Raw genomic sequence first — 13431 nt, 5'->3', positions numbered from 1 at the left:
GGCCTGTTCCCGCGCCGTTCCCGGGCCCCGAGCCGATTCGTGGCCGCCGCGAGGGGCATGGCACGATGCCTTCATGTCCTCCGCACTGACCGATCTCTGCCGGTATCCGATCGTGCAGGCCCCCATGGCGGGCGGCGCCTCCTGCCCACAGCTCGCCGCGGCCGTCTCCGAGGCCGGTGGTCTCGGCTTCCTCGCCGCCGGATACAAAACCGCGGACGGCATGTACGAAGAGGTCAAACAGCTCCGCGGGCTGACCGGCCAGCCCTTCGGCGTCAATCTCTTCATGCCGCAGACCCAGTACGCGGACCAGGCAGCCGTGGAGGTCTACCGCAATCAGCTCGCCGGCGAGGCGACCTGGTACGAGACCCCGCTCGGCGACCCCCAGACCGGCTCGGACGACGGTTACGAGGCCAAGTTGGCGATCCTCCTCGAAGACCCCGTTCCCGTCGTCTCGTTCACCTTCGGCTGCCCGACCCGCGAAATCCTCGACGCCTTCGCGCGGGCCGGGACCTTCACCGTGGTCACGGTGACGACCCCCGAAGAGGCCCAGACCGCGCAGTGGTCGGGCGCCGACGCCGTCTCCGTCCAGGGCATCGAGGCCGGCGGCCATCAGGGGACCCACCGCGACGATCCGGCCACCGACGGCGCGGGCATAGGACTGCTCTCGCTGGTCTCCCAGGTGCGGGAGACCGTACAGCTCCCGGTCATCGCGGCCGGCGGTCTGATGCGCGGCGGCCAGATCGCCGCCGTCCTCGCGGCGGGCGCGGACGCGGCGCAGCTCGGGACGGCGTTCCTGGTCTGCCCGGAGTCCGGGGCGAACGTCGTCCACAAACAGGCCATGACCAACCCGCTGTTCGTCAGGACCGAGCTGACCCGGGCCTTCTCCGGGCGCCCCGCGCGCGGCCTCGTCAACCGCTTCATGCGCGAACACGGCCCGTACGCCCCCTCCGCCTATCCCGAGGTCCATCACCTCACCTCCGGGCTGCGCAAGGCCGCGGCGAAGGTCGGCGACGCCCAGGGCATGGCGCTGTGGGCGGGGCAGGGCCACCGCATGGCCCGCGAACTGCCGGCCGGACAGCTCGTCAAGCTGCTCGCCGCCGAACTCGAAGCCACCCGGTCGTCGCTGATCCAGGGCAGCGACTCGTGACCGCTCCCGTCTTCGTCGTCGGGGACGGCACGCTCCGGCCGGGCACGGTCACCCTGGACGGTCCGGAGGGGCGGCACGCCGTCTCCGTACGGCGGCTGCGCGTCGGCGAGGAGATCGTGCTGACGGACGGCGCGGGCACCGGCGCGTACGGGACCGTCGCCGCGGTCGAGGGCAAGGACCGGCTGGACGTCGCCGTCACCGACGTACGGACAGAGGCGGAGCCCGCGCCGCGGATCACCGTCGTCCAGGCTCTTCCCAAGGGTGACCGGGGCGAGTTGGCCGTCGAGACGATGACCGAGACCGGCGCCGACGCGATCGCGCCCTGGCAGGCCGCGCGCTGTGTCACTCAGTGGAAGGGCGAACGCGGCGCCAAGTCCCTCGCCAAATGGCGGGCCACGGCCCGGGAGGCGGGCAAGCAGTCACGCAGGCTCCGCTTCCCCGAGGTTCTGGACGCGCTGTCGACCCGGCAGGTGGCCGCGCTGCTCGCGGACGCCGACTTCGCGGCCGTACTGCACGAGGAGGGCAGCGAACCGCTGGCCACCGCGCCGCTGCCCGCCGAGGGCCGGATCGTGCTGGTCGTCGGGCCGGAAGGCGGCGTGTCCCCGGAGGAGTTGGCGGCTTTCGCGGAGGCCGGAGCGAAGCCGTACCGGCTGGGCCGCAGCGTCCTGCGGACCTCCACCGCGGGCACGGCGGCCACCGCTCTGCTGCTCGGCCGCACGGGCCGCTGGTCCTGATCGCCGGGCCGCGCCACGGCCGATAGCATGCTCCGTACTGACCGGCGGGGTCGTCTTCCGGCCGGTCAGCGGATCAGTCAGTCAGCATCGTCAGCAGCGACCGGCGGCACGCCCGCCGGATTCGAGGAGGCCCGGACCATGGCGGGAGAACCACAGGCCGACTGCCTGTTCTGCAAGATCGTCGCGGGGGACGTGCCGGCCACCGTCGTCCGGGAGTCGGCGACCACCGTCGCCTTCCGGGACATCAACCCCCAGGCGCCGACCCATGTCCTGGTGATCCCTCGGGTGCACTATCCGGACGCCGGGACGCTCGCCGCCGCCGAACCGTCGATCGCCGCCGATGTGCTGGCGGAGGCGGCCGCGGTCGCCGCCCAGGACAAGACCGACGGCAGCGGCTACCGGATCGTGTTCAACACGGGCGCCGGCGCCGGCCAGACGGTCTTTCACGCGCACGCCCATGTGCTGGGCGGCCGTGGCCTCAACTGGCCCCCTGGATAACGGCGTTGTCCGTACGCGAACTGGTGGTGCTCGGTACGGCCAGCCAGGTGCCCACCCGCCACCGCAACCACAACGGCTATCTGCTGCGGTGGGACGGCGAGGGTTTCCTCTTCGACCCGGGCGAGGGCACCCAGCGGCAGATGCTGCGCGCGGGCGTGGCCGCGCACGACATCAACCGCGTCTGTGTCACGCACTTCCACGGCGACCACTCGCTCGGTCTTGCCGGAGTGATCCAGCGCGTCAACCTCGACCAGGTGCCGCACCGGATCACCGCCCACTACCCGGCGAGCGGACAGCACTTCTTCGAGCGGCTGCGGTACGCGACCGCCTACCGCGAGACCGTCGAGCTGGCCGAGGAACCGGTCACGGGGGACGGGATCCTCGCCAGGACCCCCGCGTACACCCTGGACGCCCGCCTGCTCTCGCATCCCGTCGAGGCGTACGGCTACCGCCTCACCGAGCCCGACGGGCGCCGGATGATCCCGGCGCTGCTGGCCGCGCACGGCATCGGGGGGCCGGACGTCGGGCGGCTCCAGCGGGAGGGAACGCTCAACGGCGTCACCCTGGACGACGTCAGCGAGCGGCGCCGGGGCCAGCGCTTCGCGTTCGTCATGGACACCCGGCTCTGCGACGGCGTGTACGCGCTGGCCGAAGGCTGCGACATGCTGGTCATCGAGTCGACCTTCCTCGACGAGGACGTCCGGCTGGCGACCGACCACGGCCATCTCACCGCGGGCCAGGCGGCGCGGGTGGCGCGGGAGGCGGGCGTACGGCATCTCGTGCTGACCCATTTCTCGCAGCGGTACGGCGATCCGGGCGAGTTCGAGCGGCAGGCCCGCGCGGCCGGCTTCGAGGGCGAGCTGACCGTCGCCGCCGATCTGACGCGGGTGTCCCTGCCCAAGCGGTCCTGAGGGCTGTCCCGTAGTCCCTGGCGGGCCCGCGACGACGGCCACGGCACGTCGCCGCGTCGAGGACGCCACTTCTCTCACCCGCCCTGGGACCCGGCGCCGCGTGCGCTGACACGGAAGGGCCGGAGACCGCCTCCGTCCGGCCCCGGCGCGGCGGATCGGGCACACTGTCCGGATCCGCACACGACCGGGGAGCCCGCCGTGATCACATCCAACGGAGACCCGCAGGAACACACCGCCCATGTCGATCCGCTCGGCGCGCTGCGCGTCCCGGACGACCCGGAGTGTGATGTCTATCTCACGGGCACGGTCTTTCTCGACATCATCTTCACCGGCCTGGACACCGCGCCGGTGCGCGGCACGGAGTCCTGGGCCCGGGGGATGGGCTCCAGCCCCGGCGGCATCGCCAATATGGCGAGCGCGCTGGCCCGCCTCGGCCTGCACACCTCGCTCGCCGCGGCCTTCGGCGACGACCACTACGGCGAGTACTGCTGGGACGCGCTGGAGCAGGGCGAGGGCATCGACCTCTCCCGCTCACGCACCGTCCCCGGCTGGCACTCGCCCGTCACCGTCTCCATGGCCTACGAGGGCGAGCGGACCATGGTCTCGCACGGCCATGAGGCCCCGCCCCCCGAAGGGGCCGTGCCCGAGTGCCCGCCCCGCGCCCGGGCCGCCGTCGCCGCGCTGACACCCGGCCGCCGCGAGGAGTGGATCGCCGACGCCGCCCGCACCGGGGCACGGATCTTCGCGGATGTCGGCTGGGACGAGACCGGCCGCTGGGACCTGGCGGGGCTGGCCGATCTGGAGTACTGCGAGGCGTTCCTGCCCAACGCCGAGGAGGCGATGCGCTACACCCGCACCGACTGCCCCCGCACCGCCGCCCGGGTCCTCGCGGAGCGGGTGCCGGTCGCCGTCGTCACCCTGGGCGCGGAGGGCGCGTACGCCGTGGACGGTGCCAACGGCGCCACCGCAGAGGTCCCCGCCATCGCCGTGGAGGCCCTGGACCCGACCGGCGCCGGCGATGTCTTCGTCGCCGGATTCGTCACGGGCACGCTGGCCGGCTGGCCGCTCGCGGACCGGCTGGCCTTCGCCGGGCTGACCGCCGCGCTCTCCGTCCAGGAGTTCGGCGGCTCGCTCTCCGCGCCGGGCTGGTCGGAGATCGCGGCCTGGTGGCAGTACGTCCAGGGATCCCCGGAGCAGGACCCGGCGGCCCTGCGGCGCTACGCCTTCCTGGAGAAACTGCTGCCCGCGCCCACCCGGCCCTGGCCGCTGCGCAGAGCGGTGCCGACGATCGGCTTCGGCCGCTCGGCCTGACCGGCGCTCTCCGGCGGCCTCGCCGGGCCTCCCGGTCACGGGGAGTTCCCGGTAATGGCACCGGAAAAGCCCTAGGGCCTGCCGAGGGGGGAGTCGTACGCTGGTACCTCAGAGGTTGTCGAGCAGCGAGAACCCTGCAACGGGAGGTATGCGCAGGCCACAGCGCCGGCCCATGACTCAGACACCTACAGCCCAGAGCCCCGCACAGGGGCAGGCACGTGCCCGGTTCACCGTCCCCGCCAATCACCCGATGGTGACAGTCCTGGGCTCCGGGGATTCCCTGCTGCGTGTGATCGAGAAGGCGTTCCCGGCCGCTGACATCCATGTCCGGGGAAATGAGATCAGTGCGAGCGGCAGCGCGGCGGACGTCGCGCTCGTCCAGCGCCTGTTCGACGAGATGATGCTGGTGCTCCGCACCGGTCAGCCGATGACGGAGGACGCAGTGGAACGTTCGATCGCCATGCTCAGGGCGAGCGAGAACGGCGGAGCGGACGGTCCCGAGACGCCCGCCGAGGTACTCACCCAGAACATCCTGTCCAGCCGCGGCCGGACGATCCGCCCCAAGACCCTCAACCAGAAGCGCTATGTCGACGCGATCGACAAGCACACGATCGTCTTCGGCATCGGTCCCGCCGGTACCGGCAAGACCTATCTCGCGATGGCCAAGGCGGTCCAGGCCCTGCTCTCCAAGCAGGTCAACCGGATCATCCTGACCAGACCGGCCGTCGAGGCGGGTGAGCGGCTCGGCTTCCTGCCCGGCACCCTCTACGAGAAGATCGACCCGTATCTGCGGCCGCTCTACGACGCGCTGCACGACATGCTCGACCCCGACTCGATCCCGCGCCTGATGGCGGCGGGCACGATAGAGGTCGCGCCCCTGGCGTACATGCGTGGCCGGACCCTCAACGACGCCTTCATCATTCTCGACGAGGCACAGAACACCAGTCCCGAGCAGATGAAGATGTTCCTGACGAGGCTCGGCTTCGAATCGAAGATCGTCATCACCGGAGACATCACCCAGGTCGACCTGCCCGGGGGCACCAAGAGCGGTCTGCGTCAGGTCCAGGACATCCTGGAGGGCCTCGACGATGTGCACTTCTCCCGGCTCACGTCCCAGGATGTCGTACGGCACAAGCTCGTCGGCCGTATTGTCGACGCGTACGAAAAGTACGACAGCCGCAACGGGCTGGGACATTAACCGAAAGAGCCACAGCGCACCATGTCGATCGACGTCAACAACGAGTCAGGCACCGAGGTCGACGAGCAGGCGATCCTCGATGTCGCCCGCTACGCGCTCGCCCGGATGCGCATCCACCCGCTCTCCGAGCTCTCGGTGATCGTCGTGGACGCCGCCGCCATGGAACAGCTCCATATGCAGTGGATGGACCTGCCGGGTCCGACGGATGTCATGTCCTTCCCGATGGACGAGCTGCGTCCGCCGGTCAAGGACGACGAGGAGCCCCCGCAGGGGCTCCTCGGTGACATCGTGCTCTGCCCGGAGGTCGCCCTGAAGCAGGGCGAGGAAGCCCCGACGCGGCACACCATGGACGAGGAGCTCCAGCTCCTCACCGTCCACGGTGTGCTGCACCTCCTCGGGTACGACCACGAGGTGCCGGACGAGAAGGCCGAGATGTTCGGCCTCCAGGCTGCGATCGTCGACGGCTGGCGGGCCGAGCAGGGGCTCACGGGTCCGTCTCCCGCGCCGACAGTCTCGTGACCGCGCAACTGATCGTCGGGGCCGTCGCGCTGGTCGTCGTGGCGTGGCTGGCGGCGTCCGCAGAGGCGGGCCTCGCCCGGGTCTCCAGCTTCCGGGCGGCCGAGGCCGTCCGCTCGGGCCGCCGGGGCGCGGCCAAGCTGGCGCAGATCGCCTCGGACCCGACGCGCTATCTGAATGTGGCGCTGCTGGTCCGCGTCGCCTGCGAGATGGCGGCCGGTGTGCTGGTCACCTATGTCTGTCTGAACGAGTTCGAGGAGACCTGGGCGGCGCTGGTCGTCGCGATCGGCGTGATGGTGCTGGTCTCCTATGTCGCCGTCGGTGTGTCGCCCCGCACCATCGGCCGCCAGCACCCGCTGAACACGGCGACGGCCTCCGCGTACGTCCTGCTGCCGCTCGCCCGTGTCATGGGCCCGATCCCGCAGCTCCTGATCCTCCTGGGCAACGCCCTCACCCCGGGCAGGGGCTTCCGCAAGGGACCGTTCGCCAGTGAGGCCGAGCTGCGCGCGATGGTCGACCTCGCCGAGCAGGAGTCCCTCATCGAGGACGACGAGCGCCGGATGGTGCACTCCGTCTTCGAACTGGGCGACACGCTGGTACGCGAAGTCATGGTCCCGCGCACCGACCTGGTCTGCATCGAGCGCTACAAGACGATCCGCCAGGCGCTGACCCTGGCGCTGCGCTCCGGCTTCTCCCGTATCCCGGTGACCGGGGAGAACGAGGACGACATGGTCGGCATCGTCTATCTCAAGGACCTGGTCAGGAAGACGCACGTCAACCGTGACTCCGAGGCCGACCCGGTCTCCACGGCGATGCGCCCCGCCGCCTTCGTGCCCGACACGAAGAACGCCGGTGATCTGCTGCGCGAGATGCAGCAGGACCGCAACCATGTCGCGGTCGTCATCGACGAGTACGGCGGCACCGCGGGAATCGTGACGATCGAGGACATCCTTGAGGAGATCGTCGGCGAGATCACCGACGAGTACGACAGCGAGCTGCCGCCGGTCGAGGAGATCGGTGACGGCTCCTACCGCGTCACCGCCCGCCTGGACATCGGCGATCTCGGCGAGCTGTTCGGGCTCGACGAATACGACGACGAGGACGTGGAGACGGTCGGCGGACTGCTGGCGAAGGCGCTGGGCAGGGTCCCGATCGCGGGCGCCAGTGCCCGGGTCGAGCTGCCGGACGGCCGCATACTCCGGCTGACGGCCGAGTCCCCGGCCGGCCGTCGCAACAAGATCGTCACGGTGCTGGCGGAGCCGGTGCGCGAGGAGGCCCCGGCACAGTGACCCCGGGGGAGATCCGGGCCTGCTGCCTTGGGCAGAACGGGGCCTTCGAGGACACACCCTTCCCGCGCTATCCCGAACTCACGGTCTTCAAGGTGGCCGGGAAGATCTTCGCGCTGAGCTCGCTGGAGGAGCGGCCCCTGAAGGTGGCCCTCAAATGCGATCCGGAGGAGGCGGTCCGGCTCCGCGAGGCGCATCCGGAGATCGTCCCCGGCTGGCATCTCAACAAGCGCCACTGGAACACCGTCACGGTCGGCGGACTGCCGGACCGGATGGTGCGGGAGCTGATCGAGGACTCGTACGACCTGGTGGTGGCGGGCCTGCCGAAAGCGCAGCGCCTCCGCCTCGACCGCCCCTGAGCCACCGGTGGACCCGGCCTGTCGCGGGTCTGCCGCCGCGTCGCGTGCTCCGGGTTCGGATCAACGATCGTGAATTCGTGCGACCGCGTGATGAGTTGTCCGGCCCGGACCCAGAGGATGCGCGGATCTTCGAACGGTCGTTTCGCCCGCCGAGACGCCACGGCGTCCGGCCATCACCCGGAAGGACACCGGTCCCGGCGGAACCTGTGCCCGTCTCGGGGAACTGGGCTTCAAACCGGTGCACTTCAGGGAGGAGATCCGCTCACGCATGCCGTCCCAGGACGAAGCACACCGACTGAACCTCGCCCCGGGCACGCCCGTGATGCTCGTCTGCCGTACGGCATTCGCCGCCGAGGGCCGTCCGGTGGAGGCCAACGAGATGACGCTCGACTCCGCGTCATACATTCTCGAATACGACTTCGACGCATAGGGCTCTCGTCCCGGTCCGGCCGGGCTTGCGCGCCCGGCGCCGTGCCTCGCGGCGTGGTCGCCCGTCGTGCCCCCTCGCGGGGCGTGCTCCGTGCCCTGCCTATGCTCGGCACATGACACAGAGCACCGACCTCGGCGCCGAGGACCGCAAGATCATCACCCTGGCCCGCAGCGCCCGCGCCCGTAATGGCGTGGCCGAGGGGGCGGCGGTACGGGACGAGACCGGACGCACCTATGTCGCGGGCACCGTCGAACTGGACTCCCTCAAGCTCAGCGCGCTGCGGACGGCGGTCGCGATGGCCGTGGCCAGTGGCGCCACCTCGCTGGAGGCGGCGGCCGTGGTCACCTCGGCCGAGACCGCCGCCGACGAGGACCGTGCGGCCGTGCGTGATCTGGGCGGCCCCGCCACCCCGGTCCTGGTGGCAGGCCCCGACGGCGTGCTGCGGACGACCGTGACGGCCGGCTGACAGCGACGTCGGCGGCGCATCTGGTCGGCGGCGCGTAAACGATCGGGGAGAATGGGCGCCATGAGCGCTCGTACCCCCTCTCCCGAGACATCCGGAGCCCCCCACCGGGCCGGCTTCGCCTGCTTCGTCGGCCGCCCCAACGCCGGCAAGTCCACCCTCACGAACGCTCTGGTCGGTCAGAAGGTGGCCATCACCTCGAACCGGCCGCAGACCACGCGTCACACCGTCCGGGGCATCGTGCACCGGCCCGAGGCGCAGCTCATCCTGGTCGACACCCCTGGCCTGCACAAACCGCGCACCCTGCTCGGTGAACGCCTCAACGACGTGGTGCGCACGACATGGGCCGAGGTCGACGTGATCGGCTTCTGCCTGCCCGCCGACCAGAAGCTTGGCCCCGGTGACCGGTTCATCGCCAAGGAACTGGCCGCCATCAAGAAGACACCCAAGGTCGCCGTCGTCACCAAGACGGACCTCGTGGACTCCAAGACGCTCGCCGAGCAGCTCATCGCGATCGACCAGCTCGGCCGCGAACTCGGCCTGGAATGGGCGGAGATCGTGCCGGTCTCGGCCGTCGGCGATCAGCAGGTCGGACTGCTGGCGGACCTGCTGGTGCCGCTGCTCCCGGAGAGCCCGCCGCTCTACCCGGAGGGCGATCTGACGGACGAGCCCGAGCAGGTCATGGTGGCCGAGCTGATCCGCGAGGCCGCGCTGGAAGGCGTACGGGACGAACTGCCGCACTCGATCGCGGTCGTCGTCGAGGAAATGCTGCCGCGCGAGGACCGCCCCGCCGACAAGCCGCTGCTCGACATCCACGCCAATGTCTATATCGAGCGGCCCAGCCAGAAGGGCATCATCATCGGCCCCAAGGGCAAGCGGCTCAAGGAGGTCGGGACGAAGTCCCGCAAGCACATCGAGGCGCTGCTGGGCACGCCGGTCTTCCTCGACCTGCATGTGAAGGTTGCCAAGGACTGGCAGCGCGACCCCAAGCAGCTCCGCAAACTCGGCTTCTGACCCCGGCCCCCAGGACCGCCCGGCCGGACGCCTCTCCTTCAGGCGCCTTCTTTGAGGACCCGCGAGACCAGCTCCCGCTGCGCCTCCGACAGCCGGGGATCCGCGCAGTGGACCGTGCGGCCGTCGATGGTGATCGCGTAGCTGAAGCCGTCGGGCACGCCGGAGGCCGGGGCCGCCCGGCTGTCCGTGAGTGCCCGCTCGGCCAGCTCCCGCCAAGCCTGGGGATCGGGCAGGGCCGAGGTGTCGACCTCGGCCCTCCGCTCGATCCCCGCGAAACCGCCCGTACGCCGTACCTGGATACGCATGGTTCCTGTCTAGTGTGTCGGGGACGCCGGCGGTAGCCGCCGCCCGGCCTCATGCGGTGGGAACTCCGACCTGGGACCACGCCTTCACCACGGCCTCGTGCTCGGCGCCCTCGCCATAGCGGGCGCGCGCCGCCGCGACGGTCAGCCGGGCGAAGTCCGCGAATTTCGCGTCGGCCCGCAGCTCGCCGCCGGTCAGCACGTCGAACCAGATCTGGCCCGCCCGCTCCCAGGCCCTTCCGCCGAGGCGCGTGGCGAACAGATAGAACGCGTGGTTGGGGATGCCGGAGTTGATGTGGACGCCGCCGTTGTCCCGTCCCGTACGGACGAAGTCGTCCATCGTGGCCGGCTGCGGGTCCTTGCCGAGGAGATCGTCGTCGTACGCCGTGCCCGGCGCCTTCATGGAGCGCAGGGCCACACCGCTGACCCGGGGGGCGAGCAGGCCCGCGCCGATCAGCCAGTCCGCCTGCTCGGCCGTGTGGTCCAGGGTGTACTGCTTGACCAGCGAGCCGAAGACGTCCGACACCGATTCGTTCAGCGCGCCCGGCTGGCCGAAGTAGCTGAGGTTGGCGGTGTACTGGGTGAGGCCGTGGGCCAGCTCATGGCCGATCACATCGACGGGCAGGGTGAAGTCGAGGAAGATCTCGCCGTCGCCGTCCCCGAAGACCATCTGGTCCCCGTCCCAGAAGGCGTTCCCGTACCGCTCGTCGTAGTGCACGCTGGCGGTCAGCGCGAGCCCCGCGCCGTCGAGCGAATTCCGTCCGTACGCCTTCAGCAGCAGCTCCAGGGTGGCGCCGAGCCCGCCGTACGCGCGATTGACGGTCGCGTCCGTACCGGGCTCGTCGCCCTCGCCGCGGACCTTCCTGCCCGGCAGGACGGTGCGGCGCTCGCAGTCGTGAATGCTCCGCCGGGGGCCCTCCGGCGCCTTGTCACCGGCCGGATCCCGGGCCGTACGGATCCCTGCCGCCACCGTCAGATGGCGGTGCGTCCGCCGTGCGGCGTCGGTTTCCAGGGTGCGGCGGGCCGGCGCGGCGAGCGCGGGGTCGTCGGCCTGCGCGAGCTTGTCGAGGACATGGGGCGGGACGATGGCGCAGAAAACGGGATGGGTGGTGTTCATGCGAGCAATGTGGCACTCCGTCAGCGCCCTGTCACTCAATGCGACCATCTTTGCTGATATGGAGTGAACCTGCCGCCCTTCGCTGGTGTGATCCGCCGGTATTCGCTGTTGGCCCCGCTGATCCCGCATGCTGATACGGACACTCCGTGGACGGCGCCGCTCCGCTACTCTCGACACATCATGCGTTTCGGGCTGCTTCTCCTTAGCTGCCGCGGCGAGGGCCTGTAGTCGTAGGCCGACCCCCTCCCCGCGGAGTCTGGCGTTGCGGTGATCACGCCCCGTCGGCCGTCCCCATGGACACACGAGGAGCCCTGCGCAATGTCTGCCCCTTCTGTCGGTCGCCCCACGCCCCTCACCAACGCGACCCACACCCAGAAGTCGTCCGGGATGCCGATCCACAAGTACGGCCGCTACGAGGCCGTGGACATCCCGGACCGCACCTGGCCCGACAACCGGATCACCACCGCCCCGCGCTGGCTCTCCACCGATCTGCGTGACGGCAACCAGGCGCTGATCGACCCCATGTCACCCACGCGCAAGCGCGAGATGTTCGACCTGCTGGTACGCCTGGGCTACAAGGAGATCGAGGTTGGCTTCCCGTCCTCGGGCGAGACCGACTTCGCGTTTGTGCGCTCGATCATCGAAGAGGGCGCGATCCCCGAGGACGTGACGATCTCCGTCCTGACCCAGGCGCGCGAGGAACTGATCGAGCGCACCGTCGAGTCGCTGCGCGGCGCCCACCGCGCGACCGTCCACCTCTACAACGCCACCGCCCCCACCTTCCGCCGTGTCGTCTTCCGCGGCACCAAGGAAGAGGTCAAGCAGATCGCCGTGGACGGCACCCGGCTGGTGATGGAGTACGCGGAGAAGACCCTCGGCCCCGAGACCGTCTTCGGCTACCAGTACAGCCCGGAGATCTTCACCGACACCGAGCTGGACTTCGCCCTGGAGGTCTGCGAGGCCGTCATGGACGTGTGGGGACCCGAGGCCGGCCGCGAGATCATCCTCAACCTGCCCGCCACGGTGGAGCGTTCGACGCCGTCCACGCACGCGGACCGCTTCGAGTGGATGTCGCGGCACCTGTCCCGCCGTGAGTACGTCTGCCTGTCCGTGCACCCGCACAACGACCGCGGCACCGCCGTCGCCGCCGCCGAACTGGCGCTGATGGCCGGTGCGGACCGGATCGAGGGCTGTCTGTTCGGCCAGGGCGAGCGCACCGGCAACGTCGACCTGGTGACGCTGGGCATGAACCTCTTCTCGCAGGGCGTCGACCCGCAGATCGACTTCTCGCAGATCGACGAGATCCGCAGGACCAGCGAGTACTGCAACCAGATGGAGATCCACCCGCGCCACCCCTACGCGGGCGACCTGGTCTACACGTCCTTCTCCGGCTCCCACCAGGACGCCATCAAGAAGGGTTTCGACGCGATGGCGGCCGACGCCGAGGCGCGCGGGAAGACCGTCGACGAGATCGAGTGGGCCGTGCCGTACCTGCCGATCGACCCCAAGGACGTGGGCCGTTCGTACGAGGCGGTCATCCGGGTCAACTCGCAGTCCGGCAAGGGCGGCGTCGCGTACGTCCTCAAGAACGGGCACAAGCTGGACCTGCCGCGCCGGATGCAGATCGAGTTCTCCCGGATCATCCAGGCCAAGACCGATGCCGAGGGCGGCGAGGTCACGCCCGGCCAGATCTGGTCGGTCTTCCAGGACGAGTACCTGCCCAATCCCGAGAATTCCTGGGGCCGTATCCAGCTCCGCTCGGGCCAGACCACGACCGACACGGACGGGCGCGACACGCTGACCGTGCAGGCCGTCGTGGACGGCGAGGAGACGGTGCTGACCGGCACCGGCAACGGCCCGATTTCGGCCTTCTTCGAGGCCCTGGCGGCGGTCGGCGTGGACGCCAGGCTGCTGGACTACCAGGAGCACACCATGAGCGAGGGCGCGAGCGCGCAGGCCGCCTCGTACATCGAGTGCGCCATCGACGGAAAGGTGCTGTGGGGCATCGGAATCGACGCGAACACGACGCGCGCCTCCCTCAAGGCGGTCATCTCCGCTGTGAACCGCGCAACGCGCTGACCTGAGCTTTTACGAACCCCGTCGACCGGACACGGTGGGCGGGGTTCAGCCATGTCATGGCGATCT

14 protein-coding genes and 1 pseudogene are annotated in these 13431 nt (G+C 70.4%); 13 read left to right on the top strand and 2 right to left on the bottom strand.

Translation table 11 applies throughout. The annotated features are described in order from the left end of the window. Positions 1-73 precede the first annotated feature (73 nt). The 12 genes and pseudogenes from ABZ707_RS03320 (at position 74) to era (ending at position 9867) form a co-directional block, all read left to right on the top strand. Positions 74-1147, top strand: coding sequence for a nitronate monooxygenase (locus ABZ707_RS03320; RefSeq protein WP_360166831.1), 1074 nt, complete (start codon positions 74-76; stop codon positions 1145-1147). Then, a complete protein-coding gene (locus ABZ707_RS03315) occupies positions 1144-1881 on the top strand; it encodes a 16S rRNA (uracil(1498)-N(3))-methyltransferase (protein WP_360166828.1) in 738 nt (245 codons plus the stop codon). The genes ABZ707_RS03320 and ABZ707_RS03315 overlap by 4 nt, the downstream gene beginning before the upstream one ends. Positions 1882-2019: 138 nt before the next feature. Next, positions 2020-2379, top strand: coding sequence for a histidine triad nucleotide-binding protein (locus ABZ707_RS03310; RefSeq protein WP_360166825.1), 360 nt, complete (start codon positions 2020-2022; stop codon positions 2377-2379). Between the two features lie 5 nt (positions 2380-2384). Beyond that, positions 2385-3290, top strand: a complete 906-nt coding sequence (locus tag ABZ707_RS03305) for a ribonuclease Z (RefSeq protein WP_360166822.1) — start codon at positions 2385-2387, stop codon at positions 3288-3290. A gap of 198 nt (positions 3291-3488) precedes the next feature. Further along, the gene (locus ABZ707_RS03300) at positions 3489-4601 is read left to right on the top strand and encodes a PfkB family carbohydrate kinase (protein WP_360166819.1); all 1113 of its coding nucleotides are present in this window, start codon (positions 3489-3491) and stop codon (positions 4599-4601) included. Between the two features lie 172 nt (positions 4602-4773). Then, on the top strand, positions 4774-5799 hold the full coding sequence (locus ABZ707_RS03295) for a PhoH family protein (RefSeq protein WP_319678403.1): 1026 nt from the start codon (positions 4774-4776) through the stop codon (positions 5797-5799). 21 nt (positions 5800-5820) lie between these two features. Next, complete coding sequence (gene ybeY / locus ABZ707_RS03290; RefSeq protein WP_360166815.1) at positions 5821-6318, top strand: rRNA maturation RNase YbeY; 498 nt, start codon at positions 5821-5823, stop codon at positions 6316-6318. After that, positions 6315-7604, top strand: coding sequence for a hemolysin family protein (locus ABZ707_RS03285; RefSeq protein WP_360166812.1), 1290 nt, complete (start codon positions 6315-6317; stop codon positions 7602-7604). The genes ybeY and ABZ707_RS03285 overlap by 4 nt, the downstream gene beginning before the upstream one ends. Next, complete coding sequence (locus ABZ707_RS03280) at positions 7601-7960, top strand: MmcQ/YjbR family DNA-binding protein (RefSeq protein ID WP_360166809.1); 360 nt, start codon at positions 7601-7603, stop codon at positions 7958-7960. The genes ABZ707_RS03285 and ABZ707_RS03280 overlap by 4 nt, the downstream gene beginning before the upstream one ends. 169 nt (positions 7961-8129) lie before the next feature. Then, a pseudogene (locus tag ABZ707_RS03275) lies at positions 8130-8390 on the top strand (UTRA domain-containing protein); the annotation flags it as partial. 112 nt (positions 8391-8502) lie between these two features. Then, the gene (locus tag ABZ707_RS03270) at positions 8503-8856 is read left to right on the top strand and encodes a cytidine deaminase (protein WP_360166806.1); all 354 of its coding nucleotides are present in this window, start codon (positions 8503-8505) and stop codon (positions 8854-8856) included. Positions 8857-8916: 60 nt separating this feature from the next. Next, a complete protein-coding gene (gene era / locus ABZ707_RS03265) occupies positions 8917-9867 on the top strand; it encodes a GTPase Era (RefSeq protein ID WP_360166803.1) in 951 nt (316 codons plus the stop codon). A 38-nt stretch (positions 9868-9905) separates the two neighbouring features. On the opposite strand, the gene ABZ707_RS03260 is transcribed toward era, so the two are convergent. Both ABZ707_RS03260 and ABZ707_RS03255 read right to left on the bottom strand, forming a co-directional pair. Then, positions 9906-10172 carry a protealysin inhibitor emfourin gene (locus tag ABZ707_RS03260; RefSeq protein WP_360166800.1) on the bottom strand — a complete coding sequence of 89 codons (267 nt, stop codon included), beginning with the start codon at positions 10170-10172 and terminating at the stop codon, positions 9906-9908. 49 nt (positions 10173-10221) lie between these two features. Beyond that, positions 10222-11286, bottom strand: a complete 1065-nt coding sequence (locus ABZ707_RS03255) for a M4 family metallopeptidase (RefSeq protein ID WP_360166797.1) — start codon at positions 11284-11286, stop codon at positions 10222-10224. Positions 11287-11604: 318 nt separating this feature from the next. On the opposite strand from ABZ707_RS03255, the gene leuA reads away from it, so the two are divergent. Next, the gene (gene leuA, locus ABZ707_RS03250; protein WP_360166794.1) at positions 11605-13365 is read left to right on the top strand and encodes a 2-isopropylmalate synthase; all 1761 of its coding nucleotides are present in this window, start codon (positions 11605-11607) and stop codon (positions 13363-13365) included. Positions 13366-13431 lie beyond the last annotated feature (66 nt).

Origin of the sequence: Streptomyces sp. NPDC006923 (assembly GCF_040635655.1) — a bacterium.
In the GTDB taxonomy this organism is placed as follows: Bacteria; Actinomycetota; Actinomycetes; order Streptomycetales; family Streptomycetaceae; genus Streptomyces.
The sequence above is the reverse complement of the archived record's forward strand: the minus strand, read 5'-3'. Positions and strand labels throughout refer to the sequence as shown.

Coding starts and splice junctions, on each gene's coding strand:
- ABZ707_RS03320 (WP_360166831.1), top strand. CDS start 74: ATGTCCTCCGCACTGACCGATCTCTGCCGGTATCCGATCGTGCAGGCC.
- ABZ707_RS03310 (WP_360166825.1), top strand. CDS start 2,020: ATGGCGGGAGAACCACAGGCCGACTGCCTGTTCTGCAAGATCGTCGCG.
- ABZ707_RS03295 (WP_319678403.1), top strand. CDS start 4,774: ATGACTCAGACACCTACAGCCCAGAGCCCCGCACAGGGGCAGGCACGT.
- ybeY (WP_360166815.1), top strand. CDS start 5,821: ATGTCGATCGACGTCAACAACGAGTCAGGCACCGAGGTCGACGAGCAG.
- ABZ707_RS03270 (WP_360166806.1), top strand. CDS start 8,503: ATGACACAGAGCACCGACCTCGGCGCCGAGGACCGCAAGATCATCACC.
- era (WP_360166803.1), top strand. CDS start 8,917: ATGAGCGCTCGTACCCCCTCTCCCGAGACATCCGGAGCCCCCCACCGG.
- ABZ707_RS03260 (WP_360166800.1), bottom strand. CDS start 10,172: ATGCGTATCCAGGTACGGCGTACGGGCGGTTTCGCGGGGATCGAGCGG.
- ABZ707_RS03255 (WP_360166797.1), bottom strand. CDS start 11,286: ATGAACACCACCCATCCCGTTTTCTGCGCCATCGTCCCGCCCCATGTC.
- leuA (WP_360166794.1), top strand. CDS start 11,605: ATGTCTGCCCCTTCTGTCGGTCGCCCCACGCCCCTCACCAACGCGACC.